The sequence below is a fragment of the Chryseobacterium sp. PCH239 genome, from assembly GCF_018924625.1.
Classification (GTDB): Bacteria; Bacteroidota; Bacteroidia; order Flavobacteriales; family Weeksellaceae; genus Chryseobacterium; species Chryseobacterium cucumeris.
Genome location: NZ_CP073027.1, coordinates 5031036 through 5045432, shown reverse-complemented (window position 1 = coordinate 5045432; position 14397 = coordinate 5031036). Strand labels below are relative to the sequence as shown.

Below are 14397 nucleotides of genomic sequence, written 5' to 3'. Positions count from 1 at the left end.
CTGTAGTTGCAGTAAGTGTTTTTTTTAAAGACCCAGAGCGTTGAACATCTCGGATGCAATAGCCTCCTTCCCCAAATCACCGGGATGAATCAGAACTCCTCTTTTAGCTTTTACTATTTTACATTTTCAGAATAGCTGCATTCGATTCTTACATTTCTGACTCCATTAACCTGACCGCCATTCAAAGAAACCTGGTTTTGCCCTGCTGGTAAATAACCGGTGGCCAAAAGGGTGTCATTTTCAGCATTAAAGATTTCACATTTAATGGATTGACTGGCTTTTGTAAGGTCTGCTCTATAATAGAAACTCAAAGAATCTTCCAGGTCATAATGATCCGTAACTGTATCTTCAGCTCTATATCGATTATTCCATCCCGCGCTTTCTATTCTATACTGGATAGGCACTTCAGTTTTATTAACGAACTTAACACTGGTGTTTAAAATGTTTATTTTTCTTCCAAAACCTCCTTTCGAAAGTTGTATAGGTAACCCAATACCTTCCAGCTCTCCAAAGTCAAATCCAACGGGGATTGTCTTCAGATTATTCCCGAAAAATCTGTAAACAGTGTAGGTTTGATCTAATTGATACGCCAAACTATAATATTCCGTTTCCTTCAAATCACCTTCAAAGATTTCTTTTACTTTTATCGTATAAGGTGCACTCCCTACAAAATAACGTTTGTCTAAAAAGCTTTTGAAATCAGCAGATGAGATCACCTGATCCGGTTCATCATTGGTGCTTACCACGATTGAAAATTTTAGATTTCCGACATTATTTGTTGAAAAATTAACGTATGAGTTATCAATAGCTGCCAAACTATTGGCAAAAATGGCCAGTTCTCTTTTGGTAAGAACATCTTCTCTAAGTCTTAAGGAATCTATCAGATTTTCAAACTGGCTTTGTGTGGGATATTTTCCTGTTTCAAAATAGTTTTTTAACTGGTCTCTGGTTGTTAGTTTATTTTCCTCCATAATACTTCTTTATAATTTATGCTTCCGGGCATTATTACACTTTGGTTTCAATGATAATTTATGTTATGTTTTAAAGTTCTGAACTCATCCTTTTTTATCCCTGGAAAAGGGTTTTAGTCTCGTTACGCTGTAGTTACAGCACCGTTTTGTTATAAGAAGCAGGATGATGACTTCTTATGTTTCATTGCCCAAAATTCATACTTTTTTTGTTCCTGTGAAAGTTTTTTGGCCCCGCTATTCTGTAGTTGCAGTACCCTCTACTTTTCAGGAATAAAAAAGGCCCGGATCTTATAATCCGAGCCATTTTAGCTTCTATGCTTAACGTTAATTTTTTTCGCAGAGTTGATGATTAATCCAGCTTAAAGAAGAAATATACTACCGCCGCCCACTCTTTTTTAACTCCTCTCGCATAACCAATCGTACTATGGCTGCTGTTTTCAACCGTTCCATCATCTTTGATGTAGCCAATGGTGGAATGACTGCTGTTTTCTACAGTACCATCTTTTTTACATACCCTACCGTAGAACGGCTCTTATTTTCAATAGTTCCGTCACTTTTGATGTACCCAATAGTGCTTCGACTTTTATTTTCGATAGTCCCATCATTTTTAATGTATCCCACAGTGGAATGACTGCTGTTTTCTATGGTCCCATCACTTTTGATATAACCAGTGGTGCTGTGGCTTCCGGATTCTATAGTTTGGGCACCTACAGAAAGACCGAAGAGAAGGGAACAAAAGAATAGTATTTTTTCATGGTTTGAAGATTTTAATGGTTATTAATTCCTTATTATTAATTGGGATTACATATAATCCAAGCTTTTATATTTTTTTACAAGATACCAAGTTTTCCAATTCACTTAGATAAAAATATAATGAAATTGAATTTCCCTGAAAAATTATAAAAAGCTACAATAAAAATAAGCTTTTACATTCCACATATAATTACAATTCCCATCATAAAGCATTGATTTTTATCACAGTATAAACTTTGCTAAATTAAAAAGACTCCGCAAAACTAGGATATATATGCGAAGTCTTTGATATTAATACTTTTATTTACTAGGTATATTGTCCATTTCAAATACCTTTTTTATCAAGATTTTCTTATTTTAAATCATCATAACTTAAAGAATAAGAAACAAATTTATCTCCATATTCATAAAGAATAAAAAATGTAACTATGTTATTTTGAAAAAAAACCATACATGGCATATTTAAATATAAATAATTCTTTTCTCCTTCTGGATGTATAAACTCATTATTTTCATATTTAAAATTCCCATACATATCTGAAGAGTATTCTAACTTAGAAGGTAACATTTTGTTTTGTTGCAACTTAATAAAAGTATCTTGAGAAATTACACTATATTTACATCTAGATAATTCTGCATAAGGAAACTCTTCTTCTGCAAAAAACATAAGTTCATCGTCTATAAGTTCTACGATCAATGCATTAACTGTTTCTAAAGAATGATCTCCCGACAAATATTTATTAACTAATTCTTGTATTTCATCATAATAAGATCCTGATCTAGGATTATGTAAATCTACTTGTATTATACCTATTGCCATATTATTATTTTTATTGTTAAAATTGTTAAGTTCAATATACTATATTCTTATAAAACATCTTTGAGTTTGCCTTTAAATTCACCATTCCCTATAGCAATTACAATGTCTCTAGTAGTAGTGTGATCAGATGGCTTTATTTGATATACTGTCATTACTTTATCAGTAGCATTAAAAACGATTACAGGATCTTTAGCTCTATAATCGGTGTGTGTAGGTACATCTTCTCCTAATACGTAAGTAGTTTGCGCATAATGTACTTGTACTCTATTAGCTTGTGCTTCTGTAATTTTAGCTGCCCTTCTCATTTTTCCTTTACTTGCTTCTATCTTTTTATGTGCCTCATCTTTATCAAATCCTAAAGTTTCTTGCATGGTTACAAATTTAAAATAAACATTAGGATAAGTAGATAATAATTCCCCTGTAGCTTTTCTTATTAATGAGCCTAAAGCACTACCGGAAAATACTGGTTCTACAATAGTAAATATAACAGATTGATTTTCTCTTCCTTGCATCGCTTCTTTTACATACTTTACTATATCTTCAGGTTGCTGAGTATTATGAGTTTTACCTGTTACTCTATCTCTTGGCATTTTTTCTATTTTTTCATTTTTGATAGATGTACCTTTAGTTACAGCATCTCCCAAAAAGGACCCACCTGTTTCTGTAGTTATAATATATTCTTGTCCATCTAGCTCTTTTCGCATCTCTTGTAATGCCTCATGGTATTCTTCTACAAATGGAGAATATATTGCTCCTTGTGCGATCTCCCATTTACGAATTGCTGTTGACTCACTAGATACCATCTCTCTTCTTAATTTAGTATTTCCACCTTTTCTTAACCCTGGTATATGCTTAATAAACTCTAGCATTTGTTCTCTTACTCTTTCCGGATATTTGCCTTCTTTTAAGTTTGCCTCTTCATTTTTCACGAACTCTTCGTTTTTGATAAAAGCAACTTTTTGTATGCTATAATTCAGTGCATTGCCTTCTCCAAATATATTAAATAATTGCTGTAGCGTATTAGAAAGTTGCTCTTCTTTATTCTCTACATTATTATCTAATTTTTCTGCTCTTTTAATTTCATCGCTTGATGCGCCTTGTATTTTAGCTTTATCCAATGCTTTATCTGTTTCTTTTGCACCTTTATGGGTTTCAAGATATTGACCTTTAGCCTGAGACAATAGAGTTTTAGCTTTTACTTGTTCTTCTTTTGGTAAATTATGAAGCTCATCCTCCCATTTCTTTAGTCTGTCACCTACACTCATAGGCGTACTCGCTACCATTACTTCAACATTATTACCTTTTGTACTAATCCAGAGTCTATGATTCTCTCCCTCAGCAGAAAAATAAATGGTTTCTCCAACTTCACTATCTTCAAGTTTTTTATCATTTTTGGTCATCCCTTTCTTATCCTTTTCGCCATCTTTTCCTTTCTTACCAATGCCCAGTTTGTTTAACAGTTTACCTCCTTTTATTTTCACAAAAGTCCAGAACTTAGTAATCGCTTTCACAATACGCTCACGTATTTTACGTATTACTCCAACAACTTTATCTGCTAAACCGCCAATTCCCAGTAATGAAGCCAAAAAGCCAATCAGTACAGGAACAGCTCTTCCTAATGCATTTTCTATCGATTTAGCTACGGCACCTACATTTCCACTGGCAATTGCTTTTATACTATCGGTAAAGGCTTTTACCAGTTCCATAATTTGTGCAGCCCGCTGGATAAAGAATTTCACAACATCTATAATCGCCATTGCTGCTTTTATAAATGCTCCTACAGGAGTCAATAATCCCATCACCCATTTAATACCCGCTTGAATTACCTGTGTCTGGATAATGTCCATAATAGCATCCATTACCGTAGCTTTAAGGTCTGCAAACTGATCTTTCAAATGCTCCCAAAGTCCGGCAACACCTTCTTTACGAACAATCTGTACCATTTCAAAGCTTGTTTCAAGAACTTTCATTACAGGTTCTCCTATCACTTTAGAACCGATGGCTCTAATGCCGCTCCATGTTAGGCCAAGCACCTGCGTGGTAATGGAGAAAATTCCTTTTAATGAGAATACATCTTCCGGCATCGTGATAGAAATACCTTTCATCGCTCCGGTTAACCATCCAAAGAAGCCAGTTTTAAGGTGGGTCCAGATATTGTTCCCGAAATTGGTAAACCCTTGTGAAACTCCGGCAATAAGATTTTTGAAAAACCCTATCGGATCCATGATGATCGCCTGAATAGCACTGATAACCCCGGATAATAAATTGGTAAGCGTATTTTTAATTTCAATAATAATAGCAAACACGCTGGTTTTAAGTACCTCAAGAGCCTGATTAACCCATCCACTATTTTGTGTTTTTAAGTCTGAAATTCTGGCATCAATACTGGTTATATTGTCTGCGTATTTTTTAGCCAATACATCAATTAATGCATCCTTTTTACTGTTTACACTGTCTTCCAATGCATTGAATTTGCTTTGGATCTCTGCAATAGCATCTTTTCCAATTTTTCTTAAACTTGGTGATAAGCTGTTGACATAAGTCTGTACCTCTTTTTTGCCTTTAGCAATTCTGGTTTTGGCTGCATTAAGCTGAGTGGTAACATGGGTTGCAATTTGGTCAATAAACTTATCCATGACTTTAATGTACAGGTCCTTACCACTGTCAAAAAATTTATTGACTTCTTTAGGTAGTCCTGTAGCTTTGTCCCACAACCATTTCCCAGCGGCAACTAAAGCTCCGTATTTTGCATAGGCATCTCCATAACGCTTCTTTTTATAAGCCTTCATTTCTTTATCGACATGGGCTTCAAATGCTTTTTTAGCTTCTCTGCTGCCATTATCAAATTTTTCGGCCACCGACTTATCCAGATTATTTAAAATACCATCCACATCGGTTTTAGAAGTATGATAAATAGTATTAATGTGATCGGCAATTTCTTTTCGTTTTTGACTGTCTTTGCCTGAGGTTTGCTTTTGTTCACCTTGTACATTACCTAATCCGCCTTTTCTTGCACCATGCATGCCACTAATGTGATGTGCCGCCTGTGTTTGGGCTTCATTACGGGTTTTAGACAGCTCTTTATTTTCGTTGGTTCTGAACTGTTGAGTTGCTGCAGCACTTTGGGTTTTGGCTTTATTCTTTTGTGCCAAAGCATCTGTAAACGTAGGCTCATTAGATTTTGCCAACATCGTATCGGTGACTCCATTAGCTTTCATTTCACTGTCGATGCTTGCTGTTTGCTCCTTAATAGGCTGTTCTACGCTTTCTGCATTTCTTTTCACTGGCATCGCTTTCGCTACATTGGGTATTCCCGGAGCATTACCTATATGTTGTGCTGGCATTTTTGCAACGGCACGAACAGGCTGTGCAGCGGTATCAGGTTGTGCAGCTGTTGCAGAAGCAATATCATTAGATGCCAGATTCTTCTCTTTTTTAACATCGCCTACTGCCTTTTGATTAACTTCCTGTATATTGTTGTGTTTCTCAAACTCATCTGCCTGCTCTTCATTTTTCGGAAGCCTGATGTTATGTATTTTTTCACTCAGTAAAGCTTTAAAATCTTCTTTCTTGAACAGCCCTGGTTTTTGTTCATCCATGGTGTTCACCTGGCTGGCTTGCGCCATACTCTGACGTTCGTTGGCTGGTGATGGTGCTGCTGCCTGTGCATCTTCAGATGATTTTTTTGCAGGTTCGTGGCGTTTCTGCACCTGAGCTGTAGCACTGATCCGTCCGCTCAATTCTATAAATCCGGGATTATCCGTAGCATTTGCTGAAGTCTTAGTTTCAGTATCAGCTTCCAACGTTTTATCTGCAATGACAGACTGAGGTTTTTCTACAACAGCCACTTCCGGTTTCCTGGAAACGGCTTTTCCTGTCGTCTTTGTATCCGCTTTTGCTTCCTGATTGCTCTTGCTTTCCTGATAAACTACAGCTTGTTCTTGTACTGTTTTGGGCAGATAGGTTCCCGATTTGAGTTTATGATAATCTTGTATTTGATTGTCATTCAAAGTAGACATATAGCCTTTTTCAATTTTCCTGGTGTCAGGATGATTGATATCTCCGGTTTTCGCCAGACTCTCCTGGAGTTTTCCATAATTTTTTTCTGCTCCCTGCCCATAAATATTTCGTGAATCATGAACCCCTGCAATAGTACCATTGAGGTTGAGCAGGCTGTCATTAGGGTTTCCTGATCTGGTAGTAATGCCTTTATTTCCGGATTTCTGGGTTTGAATACTGACCACATCTACCTCGGACAGAGGTACAACTACCGGATTTTTCGGCTTTTGCTTTTTGCTCTGGTTTTTATGGGCCTTATTGTCTTTTTCTACAGGTTTTGCTGCTTTCATTGACTTAGTTTTTTAATTTCATATTATTTTAAAAGACCTATAGGCACAACTAAAATATTGTGCCTTATAGGGTGCCTGCCGGGTTGGAAAAATCATACCGGGTGCGGTAGATTCTTTAAGAATGTAAGTAAATAGAAATGGTATTTGACTTTGAGAAACAGGCAACACTGAACCATTTCCTTGTTTGTTCTCTTGCTTTTAAATTTTCAGGTTTTTAAGTTTTAAATCCACTCTTTTTCAGGATAATATCTCCTACAGAGTGATTGATTTTGTTATTACGGTAAAGACTGTCTGAAAATCTTTTATTATTTCATCTCATCTTTCTTTTCTTGTTCCTCGTCAGACTGTCTGTCGGTTTTCACTCCATATCGGTTTTCAATAAAAAGATTCACTGCTTTATCAATCCAGTTGGGAAGGTTTGTAGTGATCATTTTCAGGAATTTATCATAACCGTAGCCAAGCACAAATAATATCCCTGTTGAATACCATTTGTCATGCAGCTCAGCTCTGTTCATTAAGTAGCTCATTGTAAAGCCTACGATGACTACGATTACCAATGTGATAAAATGTTCCCATGGTTGTTTTTTCTCTTTATTTTGTATGGAGACCAGTACCCTCAGTAATCCTCCTGAAAATGCTATTGCAGTTCCGATTAAAAGGGCTTTTATACTATCCAGATTCATTCTTTTCTTCTCTATTATTTATTAAAATGTTTAATTTTCAAACCATTTTCAGATGTTTAGTTATTCCTGAGAAAGGATATACATATCATCTAAAAACTTTCTGATTTTCATGATATTTTCGCTCTCATCCGCATATGCTAACTCGTCAATAATATCATTGATATCTCTACCTGGTTTCTTCAGTTTTTCCTTATCTTTTTTCTTTTTTTTCTTTTCCTTTTTTTCATGGTTACTAGAATTTTGTTAAATGAATAATTGCTTTTTTAGTTTTTTAAAATAGATTTCTCCTTCAATACACTAAGGCCAAACGGTTTACTTTTACAATTCATGTTTCAATTAAAAAAACAGAACAACAAAGCAAAAACCGTTTTTCACCTTAATATTTTACCTATAATTTAAATTTGAGAAAGACATCAGAGCAGCCTTTTAATCTGATGGATGAGGCTGTTGAGGATTTAGCAATAGCTTTGAATCCTTTTTTATCTTTTTAGAATGAATAATTTCAAGAAATGAATTATGAATACACACTATCTACAAACATTATCTTACTGATATTCACATTACAATATTAAATGGTAAGGACTGAGCTTTCTTCCGCGACCTTATACTATGGCTGAAGAATGATGTTATATATTGTTCTCTCAGACAGGAACAACATTTCCATCAGCTCGTTAACAATCACTTTCATCTGTTTATCCTGATTACGTTTTACATAATCAATGACAAAATCTTTTCTTTTTTCGACTAATTCTTTACTACGTTTCATATTCTATGGTTAAAAGTTTTTTTGGTTAAAAAGTTTTTTTTTAATCAGACAGGCTTTCTTCTCTTGCCTGTTGACCGTTTCAATAAGTCATAAGAATCCCTAAAGACGAACGTTCCGCCTTCTAAAAAGATGTCTAATTCAATTAATTTTTGTTTTTTTAGAAGCCGGTACCAGGTATTTCTCAATAAAAATCTTACCCTGACTTCTTTATTTTAAATTTCATTTGCCCTCTAAGAATGTATTAGCAACTTTACTGACAACTATAATTAATCGATATTTTATATGTTGAGCAGAGTATTATTCTACATGTTGGGCTTGTTTTTTTATTTTTAGGAAAAAACAAAGAGCAAAATGATTGCTTTATTCAGATATCTATCAAAAATAAACGCATTTTTATCATTAATGGAACAAATTAAAAACGAACAAAAAACGAATAAAAGCATACAATAAAACGCACTTTTTGCACCTTATAGAGTATTTAAAATTTTCTCTATCCCTACTAGCTCGAGATAAAACAAAAAGATAAAATATCTTTATTTTAAATACCACACATAAAAAACAAACACTTAACTTATTTATTTACATTTAATTAAATACAAAAAGCAATATTTTAAAATATTAAAAAAAATTAAATTTTAAATATAATTTTGTACATTTGTACTGTTCCATCTTAACGACGAAACAAATATACGAACATTGTTCGTTTTTCAAAACAAAAACGAACAAATTATTCATTTTTTTTTACAAATAACTATAAACATATCAAAATGAACTATTTAGAATTCAAAGAAATCAGAAAGAAACTAAACATGAAGCAGGCTGATATAGCAAAATCTATAGGAGTGGGCACCAGAGCCGTGCAATATTGGGAAAAAGGCGAACGAAAAATACCGGAAACTACGGCTTACTTTGTTACCAATTTACTGTTAAAACAACAGGAACTTAATGATGACAGTGCGTCTCCGGTTGTTTTTTCAGATTTAAAAATCATGCACGTTCCATTGGCGAATCAATACGCACAAGCTGGCTATCTGAGTAATTTTGCTGATGAGGAATATATAGAAAGCTTACCCACAATTCCTTTTACAGACGATGTAGAGCACCGAGGTGAATACATGTGTTTTGAAGTAAAAGGAGACAGTATGGATAACGGATCATACGAAAGCTATCTGGAAGGTGATATTATCTTATGCAGAAACATCAGACAGGATTACTGGATGAGTAAACTCCATTATGACAAGTGGGATTTTGTAATCGTTCACAAAGAGAAAGGGATTTTGGTAAAGCGAATCATTAACCATGATGTGGAGAGAGGGATTATTACCCTTCATTCTCTGAATGAGTATTATGAAGATTTCGAGATCCATTTGAAGGATGTTGCGAAACTTTTCAATATTATAAGTACAAGACGTAAAAACAACAGAAGATAACTGCCCGGGAAATAAAATCCTCAATTTCTTGAGGATTTTATTGGGGCATTTCAGATCATTATAGTGTAAGATATTCTAATAACACTGCTCTTCATCGATTCTCTGTATTTCAGCTGATTGCGGATCTACCCAATAAATTAAACCTGGGTTAAATTCTGAATCAGACCTTAGAAATCGTATCCATCTTATTCCGCTTTTTTTGAAATTCTCAGGTGCATTTTGCTCAAACTCTCTTATATTATCAGGTATTGCGAGCATACCATTAGTCAGGTAGATCAAGCTTCCTATACCTGGTCTAAAGGGACTTAAAGTTACTTTCATTTTCCAGGCAGGAGATGTTCCGAAACAAAGAGAATCCCGGTTCCGATCATCTACCCCAGACAAGCAGTAAGCTTCTACTCCCCATATTCCGGAGTCAAATTTCGCGAAATCCGACCATTCCGAAATTCCATTGGGTCTGCAATATTTTCTTATTCTTATGTATAAAGGAGTTTTATCTGGAATATTTCCATTTCTCATGTCAATATTTTCAAATTGGGTATAATTTACATCACTAAAGCCTACCTTTGAATAAATAATATCCTCATCTTTAAAAGCAGGATCTTTCGCTATCTGGTATTCCAATGCCGCAAGATTGCTGGTATTAAAAACCACATAGTTCATTACCAGCTGCCCATCCTCCAGTACTTTTACATCAAGAACCTTAGGAGTTTCACAGGAAGCGCTGCACCCTCCAACGCTCAATGTAGCATTGCTTTTAGCCACAACTCCATTTACTCCCAGTTCAACATCCAGATTGTACGTACCTACCTCCTGAATACCAGGCAGTTTTATTGAATTACTATCCTGAAGCACTGCATTCCTTATATCAACGGTTTCTACATTTGCGGATCCCGGTGGATAATTGTATTTCACAGAAGCCTCTGTTATTGTCTCGGAAGATTGATATTGTATTTTAAATGAAACATCACATTTTTCCATTATATTATGTTTATTGTTGTTATTTATTTTTCTAGTATGTAAGGGATGTTGTAATTATTCCAAAAAATAAAAAAACACCCCTTTATATCAGATATAGCACAAAGAATATGTTCCTTAATCCACTCTTATCTCTGCTACATCAACTTCAAATGCATCACTATTAGCATCTTTGACTAAAAGCTGGAATTTATATTTCCCAACCTGTAAATCTTTGATGGTAAGAGTCGGTTCATTAACATTTTCAAGGATTACATCCGGACCTTCTAATTTGCTCCAGAAATACAGAAGCACATCTGCTCCTCTACCCCATCCTTTCAGTCCCAATTCTCTAAAACGTAAATTAGACAAAAGAATATTCTGATTACCACCGGCACTGGCTAAAATAGTGGGCAGCTCAACAATACAGCAATTTTTATTAGGAAAGCTAATGCTATTGATCACAACCGTTGGACGATATTCATTTTTATAGGAAAGAATGTTTGAAGTCACTGAATTATTTTCTCCATCTACTACAACCGCTTTATATAGATTTGTACCAACCCCGCTTATAGAATCTGTAAATGTAGTCCCCGTAAGATTGCCAATAAACACATTCCATGTAGCCCCGTTATTGGTGCTTTTATGAATCTGAATATTGGTAATATCACCATCAGGATCACTTGCATTTACACTAACTGTGTAACTACAAGCAGACTGTGTACATACCCTGTCTTCAATTCCGTCTGTATCAGTCCATTTGATCGACACAACAGGTAGGTTATTTTCTTTTTTATAAGACAGAATATTTGAAGTTGTTGTATTGTTCTTTCTATCTGTAACAATTGCTTTATACAATTGTGTACCAGCTCTGTTGATGGTATCTGTAAATGAAGTTCCAGTAAGATTACCAATAAACAAGCTCCATGAAGCTCCATTATCAGTACTTTTAAAAATCTGAATAGTTGCAATATCTTCATCCTGATCCGTTGCATAAACGTCTATAGTAAAACTACAAACCGACTGTCTGCATAACCTGTCCTCAACTCCTGAATTATCCTTCCATCTGATCAATGCAGCAGGTGGGTGATTATTCTGATCTTTTTCAATTCCAATATCATCAAATCCCGGAAGATTCACAGTGTCTCCCGCTTCTCTACATGAACCCACCAATCCGAATCTAATATCGTATTTACCTAAAGGCAATTTGATTGATCTTCGCGGATTGTATGATCCGGATTCATAATGCCATCCATTTTCCTGGTCATTTGAATCATAAATATTCAAGCCTGTTACTCCAGTCAGATCTTTAGGTAAATCCCAATCAAATGTGAATGTCTGGGTACCATCACCATTATCAACAACGGAATATTTAATATTTGAAATCACAGGACACTCTTTGGTCAGTGGTAAATTTACAGCTACCGCCTGGGTACAGCCATTACCAATCACCTTCACTCTTACTGTTGGAATCCTTGAAGGATCCAGATTGTAATACTTATAACTCAGATATCCATTTTTATCCGGATTGACAGGGGTCCAAACATCAGTCCCCAGGAAATCCCAGCTGTATGCATAGTCGGCAAAGTTTGCTCCGGAAACTTTAAAGTTTACTATTGTTGCGGTTGAATCTCCTCCAGGATAAATAACAGGTTGAACAACTTCTACTTTTATATCCGGTTCCGAAATCACTTTAATGCTGCAATCAGTAGGTTTTCCATTGACAGTAAAGGTAATTTGCTGATCATAGAACTGTTCTTCCACAGCCTTCGGATCAAAGACATATTGTCCATTGATAAATTTCACACCATTACTGATATTTGCTTTCACAACACCATTCATTGGGGATACTGTAAAAGGTACAGGATTGGATTCAGCACAGATAACAGAAGTTGGCAAACTTAATTTGACAATCGCTTTTGGAGTACAACAGATGTATGGAAGTGAAAAGTCTGCAATAACTTTTGGATTTTTTATGGAATCATAAACCAGGATAAAAGTACCTCCACTTTTTACTCCCCGCTTATGTTCCAATCCCGAATTCTTTTCTACGTATTCATTGAAATATGCTTTTGACAGGTCTTTATTTCCTTTTAATTCTTCCAAAGACAAGAGCATAATATCAAATCCCAGCTGCAGCTTATCCTTGATTTCTTTTATCTGTTCAAAAGCAACCTGATAATCCATTCCCTGATGACCTTCTATATTATAAAACGAATAGTTATCTATGTTGAGATGTAAAGGATTTTCCTGTTCGGATTTTCCTATTAACACCCAATCCGTATCAAATGTTAGATTGCTGTCAGAAGACCTATTGCTTGTTTTATCAAAGTTCCATGCTTTTAAGAAATCTTCTGTAACCGTGTAATAAAAAGGAATTGCTTTATTACTCAGAGGATTTAATTTTTGTGATGGAGTAATTTTTACCTTTTCCTTATTTCTAATAATATTATCAGGATTAAAATATCCTACTTGCTGATTAAAGCGATTAATCAGGGTTTTAACTTTTTGGGTTGCTTTATCATCATCCAAAGCAGGCGAGTTATAAAACTGGTGTCTTGAGAAATCCAATTGGAGATCTGATTGTAATTTCCCAAGCATGATGTGTTTAGGAAAAGAAACAAAATCCGGAAGACATTTGGTGAATGCTTTGGGAAGCAATTCTATAATTTCAGAATAGGTATCCATTAAATCCTTTACGACATCATAAGCATACTGAAACCCTGAATCCTGATTAAAAATTCTGGTAAATGATGCTTTAAATGTATCATGGTTGGCGGTTGAAATCCCTACTATTTTACCGATTGCATCCATTCTATCAAAAACCATCTTCCCAAAATCTGTTTTATCCAGAGCTTTGATATATATATTCTTTAAATCAGAAGCGCTCAACTTTTTTTCTGAAACAAACTGTTCTAAAATAACCCGGTTTTGTTTCACCGGCTCCATGATATCTTCGATAAACAAAGGATGAGGCTGAAGACGATCTTTTCTTTTCAGTTGAACCTCACCTGTTATGGGGTCAGGTAGCGTAAAACCATCTTCTCCAAGAATATGATTGATCCCACTTGCTGTAGTAACTAATACTTTAAGGTTTCTAATTTGTTGTATTCCATGGTTATCACAATCAACTCCTCTACAAGGTTTAATTTCTTTTTCATAGTCTTCCAAATACAGCAGCAGGTATTTGTCTTCTAAATTTGTAAGACTATTAATAGGTTGAAAATCTGATATTGCTTCCTGAGCTGTTGCCAATTCCCATAGTTCAATCTGCTCGCTTCCCTCGTAAAATGACGGGTATTTTATTTTAAAATTATCATATATTTTAAAATGGGTGAAGTCTTTATTTGCCAGATCAACCGTTTTCAGATCACTCATGTACAGATCTTCACTCTTCTTACTCGTATTGTTCAGGGTTAATAAATCTCCGTCGGTGGTAAGTGCTACTCCCTGAGAAAGCTGTATGCTGCTGAGCAGCCTGTTTTTATAAATAAGTTTCGGTTTGAGACCGCATACAATACCCACTCCCTGCAGCAATACTCTGGACAAACGGTCCTGATCTTCGAAAAAATCCAGGAACTCATTGAACTGATCAGGATCTTCTATATACTGCCCTTTACTGAATTTACGGTATTGGACTGCTATATTACTTAATTGATTCTTCATTA

Annotated in this window: 8 protein-coding genes and 1 pseudogene; 1 reads left to right on the top strand and 8 read right to left on the bottom strand. The window is 35.1% G+C overall.

The window, feature by feature from the left end:
* Positions 1-113: 113 nt before the first annotated feature.
* The 6 genes and pseudogenes from KBP46_RS23095 to KBP46_RS23075 form a co-directional block, all read right to left on the bottom strand.
* Entirely contained in the window at positions 114-971 is an 858-nt protein-coding gene (locus KBP46_RS23095) for a hypothetical protein (protein ID WP_216444296.1), read from the bottom strand.
* Positions 972-1320: 349 nt separating this feature from the next.
* A pseudogene (locus tag KBP46_RS24185) lies at positions 1321-1616 on the bottom strand (5-fold beta-flower protein).
* A 460-nt stretch (positions 1617-2076) separates the two neighbouring features.
* A complete protein-coding gene (locus KBP46_RS23090; RefSeq protein WP_120231693.1) occupies positions 2077-2544 on the bottom strand; it encodes a hypothetical protein in 468 nt (155 codons plus the stop codon).
* Positions 2545-2591: 47 nt separating this feature from the next.
* Entirely contained in the window at positions 2592-6893 is a 4302-nt protein-coding gene (locus KBP46_RS23085) for a hypothetical protein (protein WP_216444295.1), read from the bottom strand.
* Positions 6894-7198: 305 nt separating this feature from the next.
* Positions 7199-7576: a hypothetical protein gene (locus KBP46_RS23080; RefSeq protein ID WP_216444294.1), complete on the bottom strand. Its 378-nt coding sequence runs from the start codon at positions 7574-7576 to the stop codon at positions 7199-7201.
* A 607-nt stretch (positions 7577-8183) separates the two neighbouring features.
* Positions 8184-8342: a hypothetical protein gene (locus KBP46_RS23075; RefSeq protein ID WP_156106583.1), complete on the bottom strand. Its 159-nt coding sequence runs from the start codon at positions 8340-8342 to the stop codon at positions 8184-8186.
* Between the two features lie 767 nt (positions 8343-9109).
* Here KBP46_RS23075 and KBP46_RS23070 point away from each other — a divergent pair.
* Positions 9110-9772: a S24 family peptidase gene (locus tag KBP46_RS23070; protein WP_047378128.1), complete on the top strand. Its 663-nt coding sequence runs from the start codon at positions 9110-9112 to the stop codon at positions 9770-9772.
* 75 nt (positions 9773-9847) lie between these two features.
* Here the strand turns inward: KBP46_RS23070 and KBP46_RS23065 are convergent, their stop codons facing one another.
* Positions 9848-10753, bottom strand: coding sequence for a hypothetical protein (locus tag KBP46_RS23065; RefSeq protein ID WP_216444293.1), 906 nt, complete (start codon positions 10751-10753; stop codon positions 9848-9850).
* Between the two features lie 114 nt (positions 10754-10867).
* A complete protein-coding gene (locus KBP46_RS23060; RefSeq protein ID WP_216444292.1) occupies positions 10868-14395 on the bottom strand; it encodes a hypothetical protein in 3528 nt (1175 codons plus the stop codon).
* Positions 14396-14397: the final 2 nt, after the last annotated feature.

Coding starts and splice junctions, on each gene's coding strand:
- KBP46_RS23070 (WP_047378128.1), top strand. CDS start 9,110: ATGAACTATTTAGAATTCAAAGAAATCAGAAAGAAACTAAACATGAAG.
- KBP46_RS23085 (WP_216444295.1), bottom strand. CDS start 6,893: ATGAAAGCAGCAAAACCTGTAGAAAAAGACAATAAGGCCCATAAAAAC.
- KBP46_RS23090 (WP_120231693.1), bottom strand. CDS start 2,544: ATGGCAATAGGTATAATACAAGTAGATTTACATAATCCTAGATCAGGA.
- KBP46_RS23075 (WP_156106583.1), bottom strand. CDS start 8,342: ATGAAACGTAGTAAAGAATTAGTCGAAAAAAGAAAAGATTTTGTCATT.
- KBP46_RS23060 (WP_216444292.1), bottom strand. CDS start 14,395: ATGAAGAATCAATTAAGTAATATAGCAGTCCAATACCGTAAATTCAGT.
- KBP46_RS23095 (WP_216444296.1), bottom strand. CDS start 971: ATGGAGGAAAATAAACTAACAACCAGAGACCAGTTAAAAAACTATTTT.
- KBP46_RS23065 (WP_216444293.1), bottom strand. CDS start 10,753: ATGGAAAAATGTGATGTTTCATTTAAAATACAATATCAATCTTCCGAG.
- KBP46_RS23080 (WP_216444294.1), bottom strand. CDS start 7,576: ATGAATCTGGATAGTATAAAAGCCCTTTTAATCGGAACTGCAATAGCA.